The organism is Saccharopolyspora oryzae (genome assembly GCF_027853915.1).
Lineage (GTDB): Bacteria > Actinomycetota > Actinomycetes > Mycobacteriales > Pseudonocardiaceae > Saccharopolyspora > Saccharopolyspora oryzae.
In genome coordinates, this window is sequence record NZ_JAQGLA010000037.1 from 14,289 (window position 1) to 27,724 (window position 13,436).

The window sequence follows — 13,436 nt, forward strand, 5'->3', positions numbered from 1 at the left end:
GAACTCCTCCGGGGCCCGCGCCCGTCAGTCCGAAGTGCTCGATTCGGTTGCGTTGAGCGAGGTTTCGAGTTTGGCGAGGACCCCCGCGAGGTAGGAGTGGTCTTCGTCGGCGAGCGCGGCGATCAGATCGGCTTCGTGCTCGAGCAGTTCCCGCACCGTGGACTCAATGAGCTGGTGCCCGGCGTCGGTCAACCGGACCGCGACCGCGCGGCGCGATGCCGTCGACGGCGACCGCTCGACGAGCCCGGCCCGTTCGGCGCGGGTGATGCGCTGCGAGATGGCCCCGGCGGTGACCAGCGTCCGGCGGGTGATCTCGCGGGTGGTCAGCTCGTAGGGCGGTCCGGCGCGGCGGATCACGCTGAGCAGGTCGAGCGTCGACGGGTCGATGTCGAGCCGGGCCAGGGTGCGCCGACGTTCGTCGGCGAGGAGCTTCGCGATGCGCCAGATCGGCGTGATGACCTCGATGGACTCGGTGCGCACCCCGGGCAGCTCGCGCCGCCAGGCCGCGGCGATGTCGGCCGACGGCCAGGTGGTGGCCTGTCCGATCGGGTAGCTCTCGGCATTGGACATCGGGCGCCTCCCAGCGTTACGTTTAGCACTAAACGTATCAGCGATGGGGAGTCAGCAGTGAATCGAATCGTGCTCGTCACCGGCGGTAGCAGTGGCATCGGCAAGGCGGTAGCGGGCCGTTTCCGCGCCGACGGTGACACCGTGATCATCACCGGCCGCGGCGCCGAGCGGCTGAAGACGGCGGCCGCCGAGATCGACGCCCAGCCGATCCCGTGCGACGCGTCGGACCCGCAGCAGGTCGCGGAACTGGCGGCGGAGCTCACCGATGGCCTCGACGTGCTGGTCAACATGGCGGGCGGCAACACCGACCTGCAGCGCGACGAGCCGGCGAACCTGGCGCAGGTCGCGGAGGCCTGGCGAGCGAACCTGGACGCCAACCTGCTCGGCGCGGTGCTCACCACCACCGCCGTGCTCGACAAGATGCGCCCCGGCGGCACCATCGTCAACGTCGGCTCGATCGGCGCCGAATACGCCTCGAGCTCCTACGGCGCGGCGAAAGCGGCAGTCGCGGCCTGGAACGCGGGCCTGTCCGCGCAGGTCGGCCCGAAGGGCCTGACGGCCAACCTGATCGCACCGGGCTACATCGAGGAAACGGAGTTCTTCCACGGCCAGCTCAGCGAACAGCGCCGAACCGCCCTGATCGACGCGACCCACAATGGCCGCCCAGGCCGCCCGAACGACATCGCCGACCTCGCCCACTTCCTGGCCTCCGAAGGAGCCCGCCACCTCACCGGTCAAACCCTCCACGTGAACGGAGGTGCGCACACCACGCGCTGACCGAGATCTTCTCGGCGCGCAAAAAGATCCGCCCCTGGCGGCGGTTGCCGAACCAGGGGCGGATCTCGTCCAGTGCGCCCTCGGCAGGACTCGAACCTGCGACACCTGCCTCCGGAGGGCAGTGCTCTATCCGCTGAGCTACGAGGGCTTGTCGCTGCGGACGATCGTTAGCCTATCGCACTCGCCGCAACGGTTTCGCGGGGGGTGTGCCGGATTGCGGCATCTCAGATGCCGGGCCCTATCGCCTCCGCCCGCCTATTCATGCATACTTCACTATGTATTGAGGTCAGGTGGACGTAGGAGGGCAGATGGGTCAGGGCCACGGGCACGGGTCCGCAGCCGACGCGGTCAGCGCCTCGGGGCGCTACGTGCGGCGGCTCGGCATGTCGTTCGCGATCCTGCTCGCGTTCCTCGTGCTCGAAGCCGTCGTCGGGTTCATGACGTCCTCGCTGGCGCTGCTCTCCGACGCCGGGCACATGCTCACCGACGTGCTCGGCGTGGGCATGGCGCTCGCCGCGATCACCGCGGCGCGGCGGCCGGTGGGGGACAAGCGGACCTTCGGGCTCTACCGCATGGAAGTCCTGGCCGCGCTCGCCAACGCCGTCCTGCTGTTCGGCGTGGCCGCCTACATCCTCTACGAGTCGATCTCCCGGCTCCAGGACCCGCCGGAAGTCGCCGGGCTGCCGATGATGCTGACCGCGGCGGCCGGGCTGGGCGCCAACCTCGTGGTGTTCGCGCTGCTGCGCCAGGGCGCCAACGAGAGCCTGAACGTGCGCGGCGCCTACCTGGAAGTCCTCGCCGACACCATCGGTTCGGTCGGGGTGCTGATCGGCGGTCTGCTCACCTGGCTGTTCGGCTGGTACCTGGCGGACCCGATCGTCGCCGTCGCGGTCGGCCTGTTCGTGCTGCCGCGGACCTGGAAGCTCGCCCGCCAGGCGCTGCGGATCCTCGTCCAGCAGGCCCCGGAAGGCGTCGACGTCGGCGAGCTGCGCGCGGACCTGACCGCGCTGCCATCGGTCACCGAGGTCCACGACCTGCACGTGTGGACCCTCACCTCCGGAATGGAGGTCGCCTCGGCGCACCTGACCACCGGTTCCGACGCGGACCACGGCGGGGTGCTGGTCGCGGCGCAGCGCCTGCTGTCCGAGCGCTACCGCATCGACCACGCGACCCTCCAGGTCGAGCCCGCCGAGTGCGCCAAGCGCTGCCAGGCGCTGACCTGGTGAGCCGCGCCGACTAGATCGGCCGAGCGCCGCGCTCCTGGAGCATGGTGCGCATCAGCTGGCTCTCGCTGGCCTGCGAACCGAGCATGTTCTTCGCCAGCTCGCGCACCGCCGGAACGGCCGCGTGGCGCGCGCCGTAGTCGGCCATCGGGGCGCCGCCCTCGTGGTGGCGCAGCATCAGCTGCAGGAAGTAGACGTCGAACTCCGGGCCGCGCAGGTCCTGCAGGTGCGCCATCTCCGCGCTGCTGGCCATGCCCGGCATCAGCCCGCCACCGCCGGTGGACATGGCCATCCCGCCGTGGTCGTGGCCCTCGGACTTCATCCACTCCATCAGCGGGCCGACGGCCTGCGAGGACTGGTGCCACAGGCTCAACCAACCCTGCATCCGGCCGATCTGGTCGCGCTGGTTGGTCTCGATGTCGAAGGCCAGCTGCCGCACCGCGACGTCCGAGGCGCGCTCGCGGGCCAGCGTGGCCATGGTCACCGCTTGCTGGTGGTGCACGCTCATGTCCTGCGCGAACCCGATGTCGACCGGGGTCGGCCCGGGTTCCGCGCGGTCGAGGGACGGCACCCGGATCAGCAGTCCGAGCGCCGCCCCGAGCAGCAGCAGCGCCAGGGCTGCTGCGACGGCCACGAAGATCCGCGCGGCCAGTGGACGTTCGGTGCGCACGGCTTACTGCCCCTGACCCATTTCGCCGGCCGCCGCGTTCGCGCCCTTGCCGTCCATGGTGACCGCGTCCGGGCCGGGCGGGGTCGCGTCGAACTTCGGCGGGTTGTTGGTGTCGAACGCACCCGGGTAGGCCTGGCAGGAGCCGCCGATCTCCGGGTAGACGCCGTTGTTGTTCAGCCGCAGCGCGGTGATGAACTGGTCGATGCGCGGGTCCTCGGCGTTGTCGACCTTGAGCTGGTGGCCCCAGGACTGCAGCGAGATCGGGCTGTCCAGGCCCGGGTACGGCGACATCATCGTGTAGGGCTTGCCGTCGGCGCGGGCCTTGAGGCGCTCGATGCCGGCCTCGTCGACCTTGTCCGGGTTGTAGGCGATCCACACCGCGCCGTGCTCCAGCGAGTGGACCATGTTCTCGGTGCGCACGGCCTCCGGGTAGACCACGCCGGTGCAGTCGGCCCAGATGCCGTCGTGCGGGCCGCCGAACGGCGGGGACTGGTCGTAGGCCACCCGCTGCGTCGGGGTGATGTGCAGCTGGCCCTGGTACTCGACGGTCTTGACCCCGGGGATCTTCTTGGACGGGTCGGGGTTCTCCGGCGACGGCTTGAACGGCTCGGCGGCCTTCTCGGCCTGGGCCTGGGCTTCCCGGATGTCCGAGGTTTCGGAGTACCTCATGAACGTGAAGCCGAAGACCACGGCTGCGAACACCGCCACGGCCGTCACGCCCGAGATCAGCATCCAGGGGATTTGCCGCTGGTGCACCACGGTGTTGCGCACCGCTTTGCTCTTCTTGTTCGCCATGCTGTTCGAAAACCTCGTCTCACCAAGAACCACCGGGGGATCCGGCCCGCCAGTGTAGAGATTGCCGACGCCGCGAGAGCCCTCTCGGCCAATGCTCGCCACCACACGTTCTCACACTGCTGTGACCGGTCGATCACTCCCCGTGGTCTTGCCTGCTGGGAACTGGCCAACCCGTTGGCTGAGCAGCGCGGACTCTTCCTTAGACTCCATAAGGTGACTCCCGCCGTGCTCGCAGAACTGGTCCGCAACACCGCCGTCGAGGTGCTTTCCGACAAGCAGCTGGACACCTCCGTCCTGCCCGAGGTGGTGACCGTCGAGCGCCCCCGCAACCCGGAGCACGGCGACTACGCGACCAACCTCGCGATGCAGGTGGCCAAGAAGGCCGGCGTGAACCCGCGCGAACTGGCGACCTGGCTGGCCGAGGCGCTGACCGGCAAGGACGGCATCGACTCGGTCGACGTCGCCGGCCCCGGCTTCCTGAACCTGCGGCTGGCCGCGGACGCGCAGGGCCAGATCGTGCGCGAGGTCATCACCCGCGCCGCCGAGTACGGCAACGGCGACCGCTACGACGGCCTGAAGGTGAACCTGGAGTTCGTCTCGGCCAACCCGACCGGCCCGATCCACCTGGGCGGCACCCGCTGGGCCGCGGTCGGCGACGCGCTCGGCCGCGTGCTGAGCGCGCAGGGCGCCGCGGTGACCCGCGAGTACTACTTCAACGACGCAGGCGCGCAGATCGACCGGTTCGTGCGGTCGCTGATCGCCGCGGCCAAGGGCGAGCCCGCCCCGGAGGACGGCTACGGCGGCGACTACATCGGCGACATCGCCGGTGCGGTGATCAAGGCCGAGCCCGGGGTGATGGAGCAGCCCGAGGAGGAACGGCACGAGACGTTCCGCCGGATCGGCGTCGGGCTGATGTTCGACGAGATCAAGCAGAGCCTGCACGACTTCGGCACCGACTTCGACGTGTACTTCCACGAGGACTCGCTGCACACCTCCGGTGCCGTGGCCGAGTCCCTGGAGGCGCTGAAGAAATCCGGTCACGTGTACTTCGCCGACGGCGCCTGGTGGCTGCGCTCCACCGAGTTCGGCGACGACAAGGACCGGGTCGTCATCAAGAGCGACGGCGCCCCCGCCTACATCGCCGGTGACGTCGCCTACCTGCTGGACAAGCGCAACCGCGGCTTCGAGCTGTGCATCTACATGCTCGGCGCCGACCACCACGGCTACATCGCCCGGCTCAAGGCCGCGGCCGCGGCGCTGGGCGACGACCCGTCGGTGGTCGAGGTGCTGATCGGGCAGATGGTGAACCTGGTGCGCGACGGCAAACCGGTGCGGATGAGCAAGCGCGCGGGCACCGTCGTCACCCTGGAGGACCTGGTCGAGGCGGTCGGCGTGGACGCCGCCCGCTACTCGCTGATCCGGTCCTCGGCGGACTCCGCGGTCGACATCGACCTGGACCTGATCAGCAAGCGCACCAACGAGAACCCGGTGTTCTACGTGCAGTACGCGCACGCCCGCCTGTCGTCGTTGCAGCGCAACGCGGTCTCGCTGGGAATCGAGCGCGGCACCGTGGACAATGCCGACCTGTCGCTGCTCACCCACGAACGCGAGGGCGACCTGATCCGCACCCTCGGCGAGTTCCCGCGCGTGGTGAACTCGGCCGCCCAGCTGCGCGAACCGCACCGGGTGGCCCGCTACCTGGAGGACGTGGCCAGCGCGTACCACAAGTTCTACGACGCTTGCCGCGTGCTGCAGCCCGGGGACGACGAGGCCAGCGCGCTGACCATCGCCCGGCTGCAGCTGTGCGAGGCGACCCGCCAGGTCATCGCCAACGGCTTGGGGCTGCTGGGCGTCAGCGCACCCGAGCAGATGTGACAACGCGGCACCAGGTGCCGCGACGATTCGCCTGTCCAGCGGCAGGCTGCGCGAAGGAGTTCTAGATGCGCGCCCATCCCGCCGGGCCCCGGCACGCCGATGTCGTGCTGCCCGGCAACACCGCGGGACCGGTTCCGGCCACCGCGGAAGACGTCGACCACCTGCACCCGCAGGTCTGGCCCCGCAACAGCGAGCGCGGCACCGACGGTGCCCTCCGGGTCGCCGGCATCGACGTCCGAGAACTGGCGGAGCGCTTCGGTACCCCGCTGTTCGTGCTGGACGAGGACGACTTCCGGTCCCGCTGCCGCGACTACGCCGAGGCCTTCGGCGACCCGACCGCGGTGCACTACGCTTCGAAGGCGTTCCTGTGCACCGAGGTCGCGCGCTGGGTGGCCGAGGAGGGCCTGAGCCTGGACGTGTGCAGCGGCGGCGAGCTCGCCGTGGCGCTGCGCGCCGGGTTCCCGGCCGAGCGGATCACGTTCCACGGCAACAACAAGTCCGTCGCCGAGCTGACCACCGCGGTGGAGGCCGGTGTCGGATCGGTGGTGCTGGACTCGTTCCACGAGATCGCCCGGCTGGCGCACATCGCCGCCGAGCGCGGCGTCCAGCAGCACGTGCTGGTGCGCGTCACCGTCGGCGTGGAGGCCCACACCCACGAGTTCATCGCGACCGCGCACGAGGACCAGAAGTTCGGGTTCTCGCTGGCCGGCGGCCAGGCCGCGGAGGCGGTGCACCGGGTGCTGAAGTCCGGTTCGCTGGTGCTGGCCGGGCTGCACAGCCACATCGGCTCGCAGATCTTCGACGTGGACGGCTTCGAGCTGGCCGCGCACCGGGTGGTGCGGCTGCTGGCCGACCTGCGCGCCGAGCACGGCGACGAAGCGCTGGCCAGCGCGTCCACTGTGGACCTCGGTGGCGGGCTGGGCATCGCCTACACCGGCGACGACGACCCGCTGCCGCCGGACCAGCTGGCCACCAGGCTGCGCGAGATCGTGGGGAAGGAGGCCGACAACGCCGGCATCCCGGTGCCCAAGATCGCCGTGGAGCCCGGCCGCGCCATCGTCGGCCCCGGCATGATCACGGTCTACGAGGTCGGCACCATCAAGGACGTCGCGCTCGGCGCCGAGGTGCAGCGCAAGTACGTCAGCGTCGACGGCGGCATGAGCGACAACATCCGGACCTCGCTCTACGACGCGGTCTACGACTGCCGGCTGGTGTCGCGCAGCGCCGAAGCACCGGCCGTGCTGTCCCGCATCGTGGGCAAGCACTGTGAATCCGGTGACGTAGTGGTGCGCGACTGCTGGCTCCCGGAGGACATTGCTCCAGGAGACCTGCTCGCAGTGGCCGCCACCGGCGCCTACTGCTACGTGATGGCCAGCAACTACAACCGCCTGCCCAAGCCGCCCGTGGTGGCGGTGCGCGATGGTCAGGCGCGGTTGCTGCTGCGCAGGGAGACCGAGGACGACCTGCTCCGGCTGGAGGTGTGAGTGAACCAGGACCGTGAACCGATCCGGGTCGCGCTGTTGGGGTGCGGCACGGTCGGTACCGAGGTGCTGCGCCTGCTGAGCGACCAACCCGACGAGTTCGCCGCTCGGACGGGGGCTCCGATGCTGGTCACCGGGGTCGCGGTGCGCCGCCCGCACAAGCACCCCGAGGTGCCCGAACACCTGCTCACCACCGATGCCCAGGCGCTGGTGGAGGGCGACGTCGACGTCGTGGTGGAGCTGATCGGCGGCATCGAGCCGGCCCGCTCCCTGCTGCTGACCGCGCTGCGGTCCGGCAAGTCGGTGGTGACCGCGAACAAGGCGCTGCTGGCCGAGCACGGCTCGGAGCTGTACGCGGCCGCGGACGCCTCCGGCGCCGACATCTACTTCGAGGCGGCGGTCGCCGGGGCCATCCCGCTGCTGCGGCCGCTGCGCGAGTCGCTGGCCGGTGACCGGATCAACCGGGTCATGGGCATCGTCAACGGCACGACGAACTTCATCCTGTCGGCGATGGACTCCACCGGCGCCGGCTACGCCGAGACGCTGGACGAGGCCGGTCGCCTGGGGTACGCCGAGGCGGACCCGACCGCGGACGTGGACGGGTTCGACGCCGCCGCGAAGGCCGCGATCCTGGCCTCGCTGGCGTTCCACACCAGGGTCACCGCCAGCGACGTGCACCGCGAGGGCATCTCGGCGGTCACGCCCGGCGACCTCGCCGCGGCGCGCACCCTGGACCGCACGGTGAAGCTGCTGGCGATCTGCGAGCGGGTCGTCGACGAGGACGGCAGCGAGTCGGTGTCGGCCCGCGTGCACCCGGCGATGATCCCGCGCAGCCACCCGCTGGCCGGGGTCGGCGACGCCTTCAACGCGGTGTTCGTGGAGGCCGAAGCGGCCGGGCAGCTGATGTTCTACGGCCAGGGCGCCGGTGGTGCGCCCACCGCCAGCGCCGTGCTGGGCGACCTCGTCGCGGTCGCCCGCAACCTGGTCGTGGCGGGCAAGGGGCCCCGGGAGTCGGCGCACGCGCAGCTGCCGGTGCGCGACATGGGGCAGACCCCGACCCGCTACCACATCAGCCTCGACGTGGCCGACAAGCCGGGCGTGCTCTCGCAGGTCGCGTCCATGTTCAACGAGCACGATGTGAGCATTTCGGTGGTGCGTCAGCAGGGCAGGGGCGAGGAGGCCAGCCTCGTGGTGGTCACCCACACCGCTGCCGACGCGGCACTCAGGTCCACAGTGGACAAGATCGCGCAGCTACCGGTGGTGCGCGAGGTGGTCAGCGTGATGCGCGTGGAAGGTGAACCGTCGTGACGAACATCCAGGGCACTCCGGTGCGGGCCGGGTGGCCCGGCCTGATCGAGGCCTACCGGGACCGCGTGCAGGTCCCGGACGGGGCTCGCATCGTGACCCTGCAGGAGGGCAACACCCCGCTGGTGCCCGCCCCCCACCTCTCCGAGCTGACCGGCAGCACCGTCTACCTCAAGGTCGAGGGCGCCAACCCGACCGGCTCGTTCAAGGACCGCGGCATGACCGTGGCCATCACGCACGCGCTGGCCGAGGGCAGCAAGGCCGTCATCTGCGCCTCCACCGGCAACACCTCCGCCTCGGCCGCCGCCTACGCGGCGCGCGCCGGGCTGACCTCGGCGGTGCTGGTGCCGCAGGGCAAGATCGCGCTGGGCAAGCTCGCCCAGGCGGTGGTGCACGGCGCGAAGATCCTCCAGGTCCAGGGCAACTTCGACGACTGCCTGGAGCTGGCCCGCAAGACCGCGGCCGAGCACCCGGTGAGCCTGGTCAACTCGGTCAACCCGGTGCGCATCGAGGGGCAGAAGACCGCGGCGTTCGAAATCTGCGACGTGCTCGGCCGCGCGCCCGACGTGCACTGCCTGCCGGTCGGCAACGCGGGCAACATCACCGCCTACTGGAAGGGCTACACCGAGTACGCGGGTGACGGCGTCATCGACGCCGCGCCGCGGATGTTCGGATTCCAGGCCGCCGGTGCCGCGCCGCTGGTGCACGGCCAGCCGGTCGGGAACCCGGAGACCATCGCGACCGCGATCCGCATCGGCAGCCCCGCCTCCTGGCGCGGCGCGGTCGACGCGAGGGACGAGTCCGGTGGTCTGTTCGCCGCGGTGACCGACGAGGAGATCCTGACCGCCTACCGGCTGCTGGCCTCCCGCGAGGGCGTGTTCGTCGAGCCGGCGTCGGCGTCCAGCGTCGCCGGGCTGCTGGCCACCGCCGCCGACGGGCGCCTGCCCGCCGACTCGGTCGTGGTCTGCACGGTCACCGGGCACGGCCTGAAGGACCCGGACACCGCGCTGTCCGGCATGGTCGAGGTCGAGCCGCTGCCGGTGGACCCGGGCGCGGTCGCCACCGCGCTGGAACTCGCATGAGCACCTTGCCGGTTTCGGCCGTCCGGGTGAAAGTTCCCGGTTCCACCGCGAACCTCGGATCCGGATTCGACGCCCTGGGCATGGCGTTGTCCTTGTACGACACCGTTTCCGCCCAGGTCGTCGACGGGCCCGAGGGTTCGGCGAGCGTGCAGGTCGAGGGCCAGGGCGCCGGTTCGGTTCCCACCGACGGGCGTCACCTGGTCGCGCGGGTGATCCGCGAAACCTTGGCGGAACTGGGTTTTGCCGCTCCGGCGCTGCGTTTGCACTGCGAGAACAGCATTCCGCACGCTCGCGGCCTGGGCTCCTCCGCGGCGGCCATCGTCGCCGGGGTCGCCGCCGCCTTCGGCCTCGCCGGAATCGACTTGCGGGACAAGGAGAACACCGAGCGCGCACTGCACCTCGCGGCGGCGCGCGAGGGGCACGCGGACAACGCGGCGGCGAGCCTGCTGGGTGGATTCGTGGTGGCCTGGCAGGAAAACGGCCGCTTCCGGGCGGTCCGGATGCGACCGCACGCGGACGTGTCGCCGGTCGCCTTCGTCCCCCAGGTGGAGTCCGCCACCGACGCCACCCGAGGCCTGCTGCCGGAACGGGTTCCGCACGCCGACGCCGCGTTCGCGGCCGGTCGTGCGGCGTTGGCGGTGCACGCGGTGACCAGCGCGCCCGAGCTGCTGCTGGACGCCACCGACGACCGGTTGCACCAGGACTACCGCGAAGCGGCGTGGCCGGAAACCGTCGCGCTGGTCCGCCGCCTGCGCGAGGCCGGTGTGGCGGCCGCGGTTTCCGGTGCGGGGCCGACCGTACTAGCCCTGCCCGCCGGTGGGGAGCTCCCCGCCGACATTGCGCCGAACGGCTTCCAGGTGCTGCGCCTTCCGGTCGACGACGAGGGCGTGCGGATCGTCGAGCAGTCCTGACCCCGGGGTGGTGAACCGGGTGCGAACGCCCAGTTCACCGCCCCGCCGCAGGCACCTCCACCCGAAGTGGTACAAAGGAGGTGTCGCAGGTGGTGAGCAGCGGATTCGCTGGGAGGCCGCCGACGGCGAGATCTGCAAGGGCGGGCCACACGCCCAAGGGGGTTGTTGCACCCGAACTGCGGGGCGTCTACCCTCAAGGTCAATCAGTCACCGCACCAAGCGTGCCGGTGCCGCATCCGGGACATCGTTTTCCGGAGCGCATCTCCCGCCGTGAATTGAACTCCGCCCGTCACGGGTGAAGATCAACTTAGGCGGGTTCGGCTAATCGCGGTGACCGAGGCAGGAGTTGTCAACTCAATTGAGTTTCGCTTCGGGCGATCGGCGGTGCACGTCGTTGCCGTGGTCGGGGTGGGGGCCTCAAGTTCCAGGAAAGGCCCTCGAACAAGCATCCGGGGCGTCAATCTGAGTCGGGGATTCCTGAATGTGGCGGCAGGGCGTGCATCGGCACGTGTGGATCGGAGTGGATGCGTCGCACATGGACCACGCGAGCCGGGTGCCTCCCACTGCCCGGTGCTGCTGGTTCCCGAGCCAATGCCGAATCCGGTCGCGCAACGCGCGGAGGGAAGCCGATCGGCGTCAGAGCTGGTAGCACACACCGGCCGCCCGCACTCCAGAGCGGGCGGGCAATCCGCTGGGTCGCGTAGGAGGCGCGGTCCGGTCAGGAAGGACATTCGTGAGCAACACCGAACTGTTGAGCAGCGAGGCGGCCAACGGCGCCTCTCCCGCTGGCCAGCAGGATTCCGAGGCCAACGGCACCCCGCGTCGACGGGGTGGGCTTTCCGGCATGGTTCTCGCCGAACTGCGCCAACTCGCGGGGGAACTGGGGATCGAGACCGGCGGTCTGCGCAAGGGCGACCTGATCGCCGCCATCAAGGAGAAGCAGGGCGGCACGACCGCTCCGCGCACCCGCTCCACCAAGAAGTCGTCGGCCCGCAGCGCTGAAGAGGCCCCCGCGGCCAAGGCGCACCAGCCGGCCCTCGACGAGGCCGAGAGCGCGCCCGCGGCTCGCGAGACCCGCGAGGCCCCCGCCGAGCAGAGCACCACCAACGGTGCTGCTCCGGCCCGCACCCGCTCCCGGCGGCAGCAGGCTGCCGAGACCGGCGGCGAGGGCGAGGACAACCGTCGCGGCGGCAACCGCCGGCGTCGTTCGTCCAGCCGCACCGGCGCCGAGTCGGGCGGTGCCGACGAGCAGCGCGGCGAGCGCAAGCAGGACAACCGCCAGGAGCGCGACAACAACCGCCAGGACCGGCAGGACAACCGGCAGGAGCGCGGCAACCGGCAGGACCGGGACCGCGACAACCGGCAGCAGGACGACGACGATGACGAGGGTGGTCGTCGGGGTCGTGGCCGCCGGTTCCGGGACCGCCGCCGCAACCGCGGCCGCGGCGAGGGCGGCGAGCCCGAGGTCCGCGAGGACGACGTCCTGCTGCCCGTCGCGGGCATCCTGGACGTGCTGGAGAACTACGCGTTCGTGCGCACCTCCGGCTACCTGGCAGGCCCGAACGACGTCTACGTGTCGCTGTCGCTGGTCCGCAAGTACGGGCTTCGCCGCGGTGACGCGATCAAGGGCGTCATCCGGCAGCCGCGCGACGGCGAGCAGCAGCGCCAGAAGTTCAACCCGCTGGTGCGGGTGGACTCGATCAACGGCCTGGAGCCGGAGGCGGCGAAGAACCGCGCCGAGTTCCACAAGCTGACCCCGCTCTACCCGAACGAGCGGCTGCGCCTCGAGACCGAGCCGCAGAACCTGACCGGCCGGATCATCGACCTGGTGATGCCGGTGGGCAAGGGGCAGCGCGCGCTGATCGTCTCCCCGCCGAAGGCAGGCAAGACGATGGTGCTGCAGGCGATCGCCAACGCGATCACCACCAACAACCCCGAGTGCCACCTGATGGTCGTCCTCGCCGACGAGCGTCCGGAAGAGGTCACCGACATGCAGCGCTCGGTGAAGGGCGAGGTCATCGCCTCGACCTTCGACCGCCCGCCGTCGGACCACACCACGGTCGCCGAGCTGTCCATCGAGCGGGCCAAGCGGCTCGTCGAGATGGGCCACGACGTGGTCGTCCTGCTGGACTCGATCACCCGACTGGGCCGCGCCTACAACCTGGCCGCCCCGGCGTCCGGGCGCATCCTGTCCGGTGGTGTCGACTCGACCGCGCTGTACCCGCCGAAGCGCTTCCTGGGTGCGGCCCGCAACATCGAGAACGGCGGCTCGCTGACCATCTTCGCCACCGCGCTGGTGGAGACCGGTTCCACGATGGACACCGTGATCTTCGAGGAGTTCAAGGGCACCGGCAACGCCGAGCTCAAGCTGGACCGCAAGCTGGCCGACAAGCGCCTGTTCCCGGCGGTCGACGTGGACTCCTCCAGCACCCGGAAGGACGAGATCCTGCTCTCGCCCGACGAGCTGGCGGTCACCCACAAGCTGCGCCGAGTGCTCGCCGCGCTCGACGCGCAGCAGGCGCTGGAACTCCTGCAGGACCGGCTGCGCAAGTCGCGCACCAACATCGAGTTCCTGATGCAGGTCGCCAAGACCACCCCGGGCAAGGACGACGACTGATCGTCGCTAGCTCGATCAGGGCCCGCACCACACCGGTGCGGGCCCTGCTGTCTTAGGAATTCCAGACTCAGCTTGCGTGGCGGTGCGGGTGGCGGAACCTCAGACGCCGCCTGGCTGTGGGATCCCGTTT

General features: G+C 70.6%; 11 protein-coding genes and 1 tRNA gene. 8 read left to right on the top strand and 4 right to left on the bottom strand.

The features are described 5' to 3' along the window. Positions 1–24: 24 nt before the first annotated feature. Positions 25–570 carry a MarR family winged helix-turn-helix transcriptional regulator gene (locus OU415_RS21310; RefSeq protein WP_270950690.1) on the bottom strand — a complete coding sequence of 182 codons (546 nt, stop codon included), beginning with the start codon at positions 568–570 and terminating at the stop codon, positions 25–27. A gap of 57 nt (positions 571–627) precedes the next feature. Here OU415_RS21310 and OU415_RS21315 point away from each other — a divergent pair, with 57 nt between their 5' ends. After that, a complete protein-coding gene (locus OU415_RS21315; RefSeq protein ID WP_270950691.1) occupies positions 628–1,347 on the top strand; it encodes an SDR family NAD(P)-dependent oxidoreductase in 720 nt (239 codons plus the stop codon). Between the two features lie 75 nt (positions 1,348–1,422). Here the strand turns inward: OU415_RS21315 and OU415_RS21320 are convergent. Next, positions 1,423–1,495 (bottom strand) — tRNA-Arg (locus tag OU415_RS21320). A gap of 160 nt (positions 1,496–1,655) precedes the next feature. Here OU415_RS21320 and OU415_RS21325 point away from each other — a divergent pair. Further along, positions 1,656–2,573: a cation diffusion facilitator family transporter gene (locus OU415_RS21325; RefSeq protein ID WP_270950692.1), complete on the top strand. Its 918-nt coding sequence runs from the start codon at positions 1,656–1,658 to the stop codon at positions 2,571–2,573. A gap of 10 nt (positions 2,574–2,583) precedes the next feature. Here the strand turns inward: OU415_RS21325 and OU415_RS21330 are convergent, their stop codons facing one another. Next, a complete protein-coding gene (locus tag OU415_RS21330) occupies positions 2,584–3,240 on the bottom strand; it encodes a DUF305 domain-containing protein (protein ID WP_270950693.1) in 657 nt (218 codons plus the stop codon). A gap of 3 nt (positions 3,241–3,243) precedes the next feature. Then, a complete protein-coding gene (locus OU415_RS21335; RefSeq protein WP_270950694.1) occupies positions 3,244–4,035 on the bottom strand; it encodes a DUF3105 domain-containing protein in 792 nt (263 codons plus the stop codon). 213 nt (positions 4,036–4,248) lie between these two features. On the opposite strand from OU415_RS21335, the gene argS reads away from it, so the two are divergent. The 6 genes from argS (at position 4,249) to rho (ending at position 13,306) form a co-directional block, all read left to right on the top strand. Then, positions 4,249–5,910, top strand: coding sequence for an arginine--tRNA ligase (argS, locus tag OU415_RS21340; RefSeq protein ID WP_270950695.1), 1,662 nt, complete (start codon positions 4,249–4,251; stop codon positions 5,908–5,910). 65 nt (positions 5,911–5,975) lie between these two features. Further along, positions 5,976–7,394, top strand: a complete 1,419-nt coding sequence (gene lysA / locus OU415_RS21345) for a diaminopimelate decarboxylase (RefSeq protein WP_270950696.1) — start codon at positions 5,976–5,978, stop codon at positions 7,392–7,394. Next, positions 7,395–8,699, top strand: a complete 1,305-nt coding sequence (locus OU415_RS21350) for a homoserine dehydrogenase (protein ID WP_270950697.1) — start codon at positions 7,395–7,397, stop codon at positions 8,697–8,699. Then, positions 8,696–9,778, top strand: coding sequence for a threonine synthase (gene thrC, locus OU415_RS21355; RefSeq protein WP_270950698.1), 1,083 nt, complete (start codon positions 8,696–8,698; stop codon positions 9,776–9,778). Before OU415_RS21350 ends, thrC begins: the two co-directional genes overlap by 4 nt. Further along, positions 9,775–10,689 carry a homoserine kinase gene (gene thrB / locus OU415_RS21360; protein WP_270950699.1) on the top strand — a complete coding sequence of 305 codons (915 nt, stop codon included), beginning with the start codon at positions 9,775–9,777 and terminating at the stop codon, positions 10,687–10,689. Before thrC ends, thrB begins: the two co-directional genes overlap by 4 nt. Before the next feature lie 733 nt (positions 10,690–11,422). Further along, positions 11,423–13,306, top strand: a complete 1,884-nt coding sequence (gene rho, locus OU415_RS21365; RefSeq protein WP_270950700.1) for a transcription termination factor Rho — start codon at positions 11,423–11,425, stop codon at positions 13,304–13,306. Positions 13,307–13,436 lie beyond the last annotated feature (130 nt).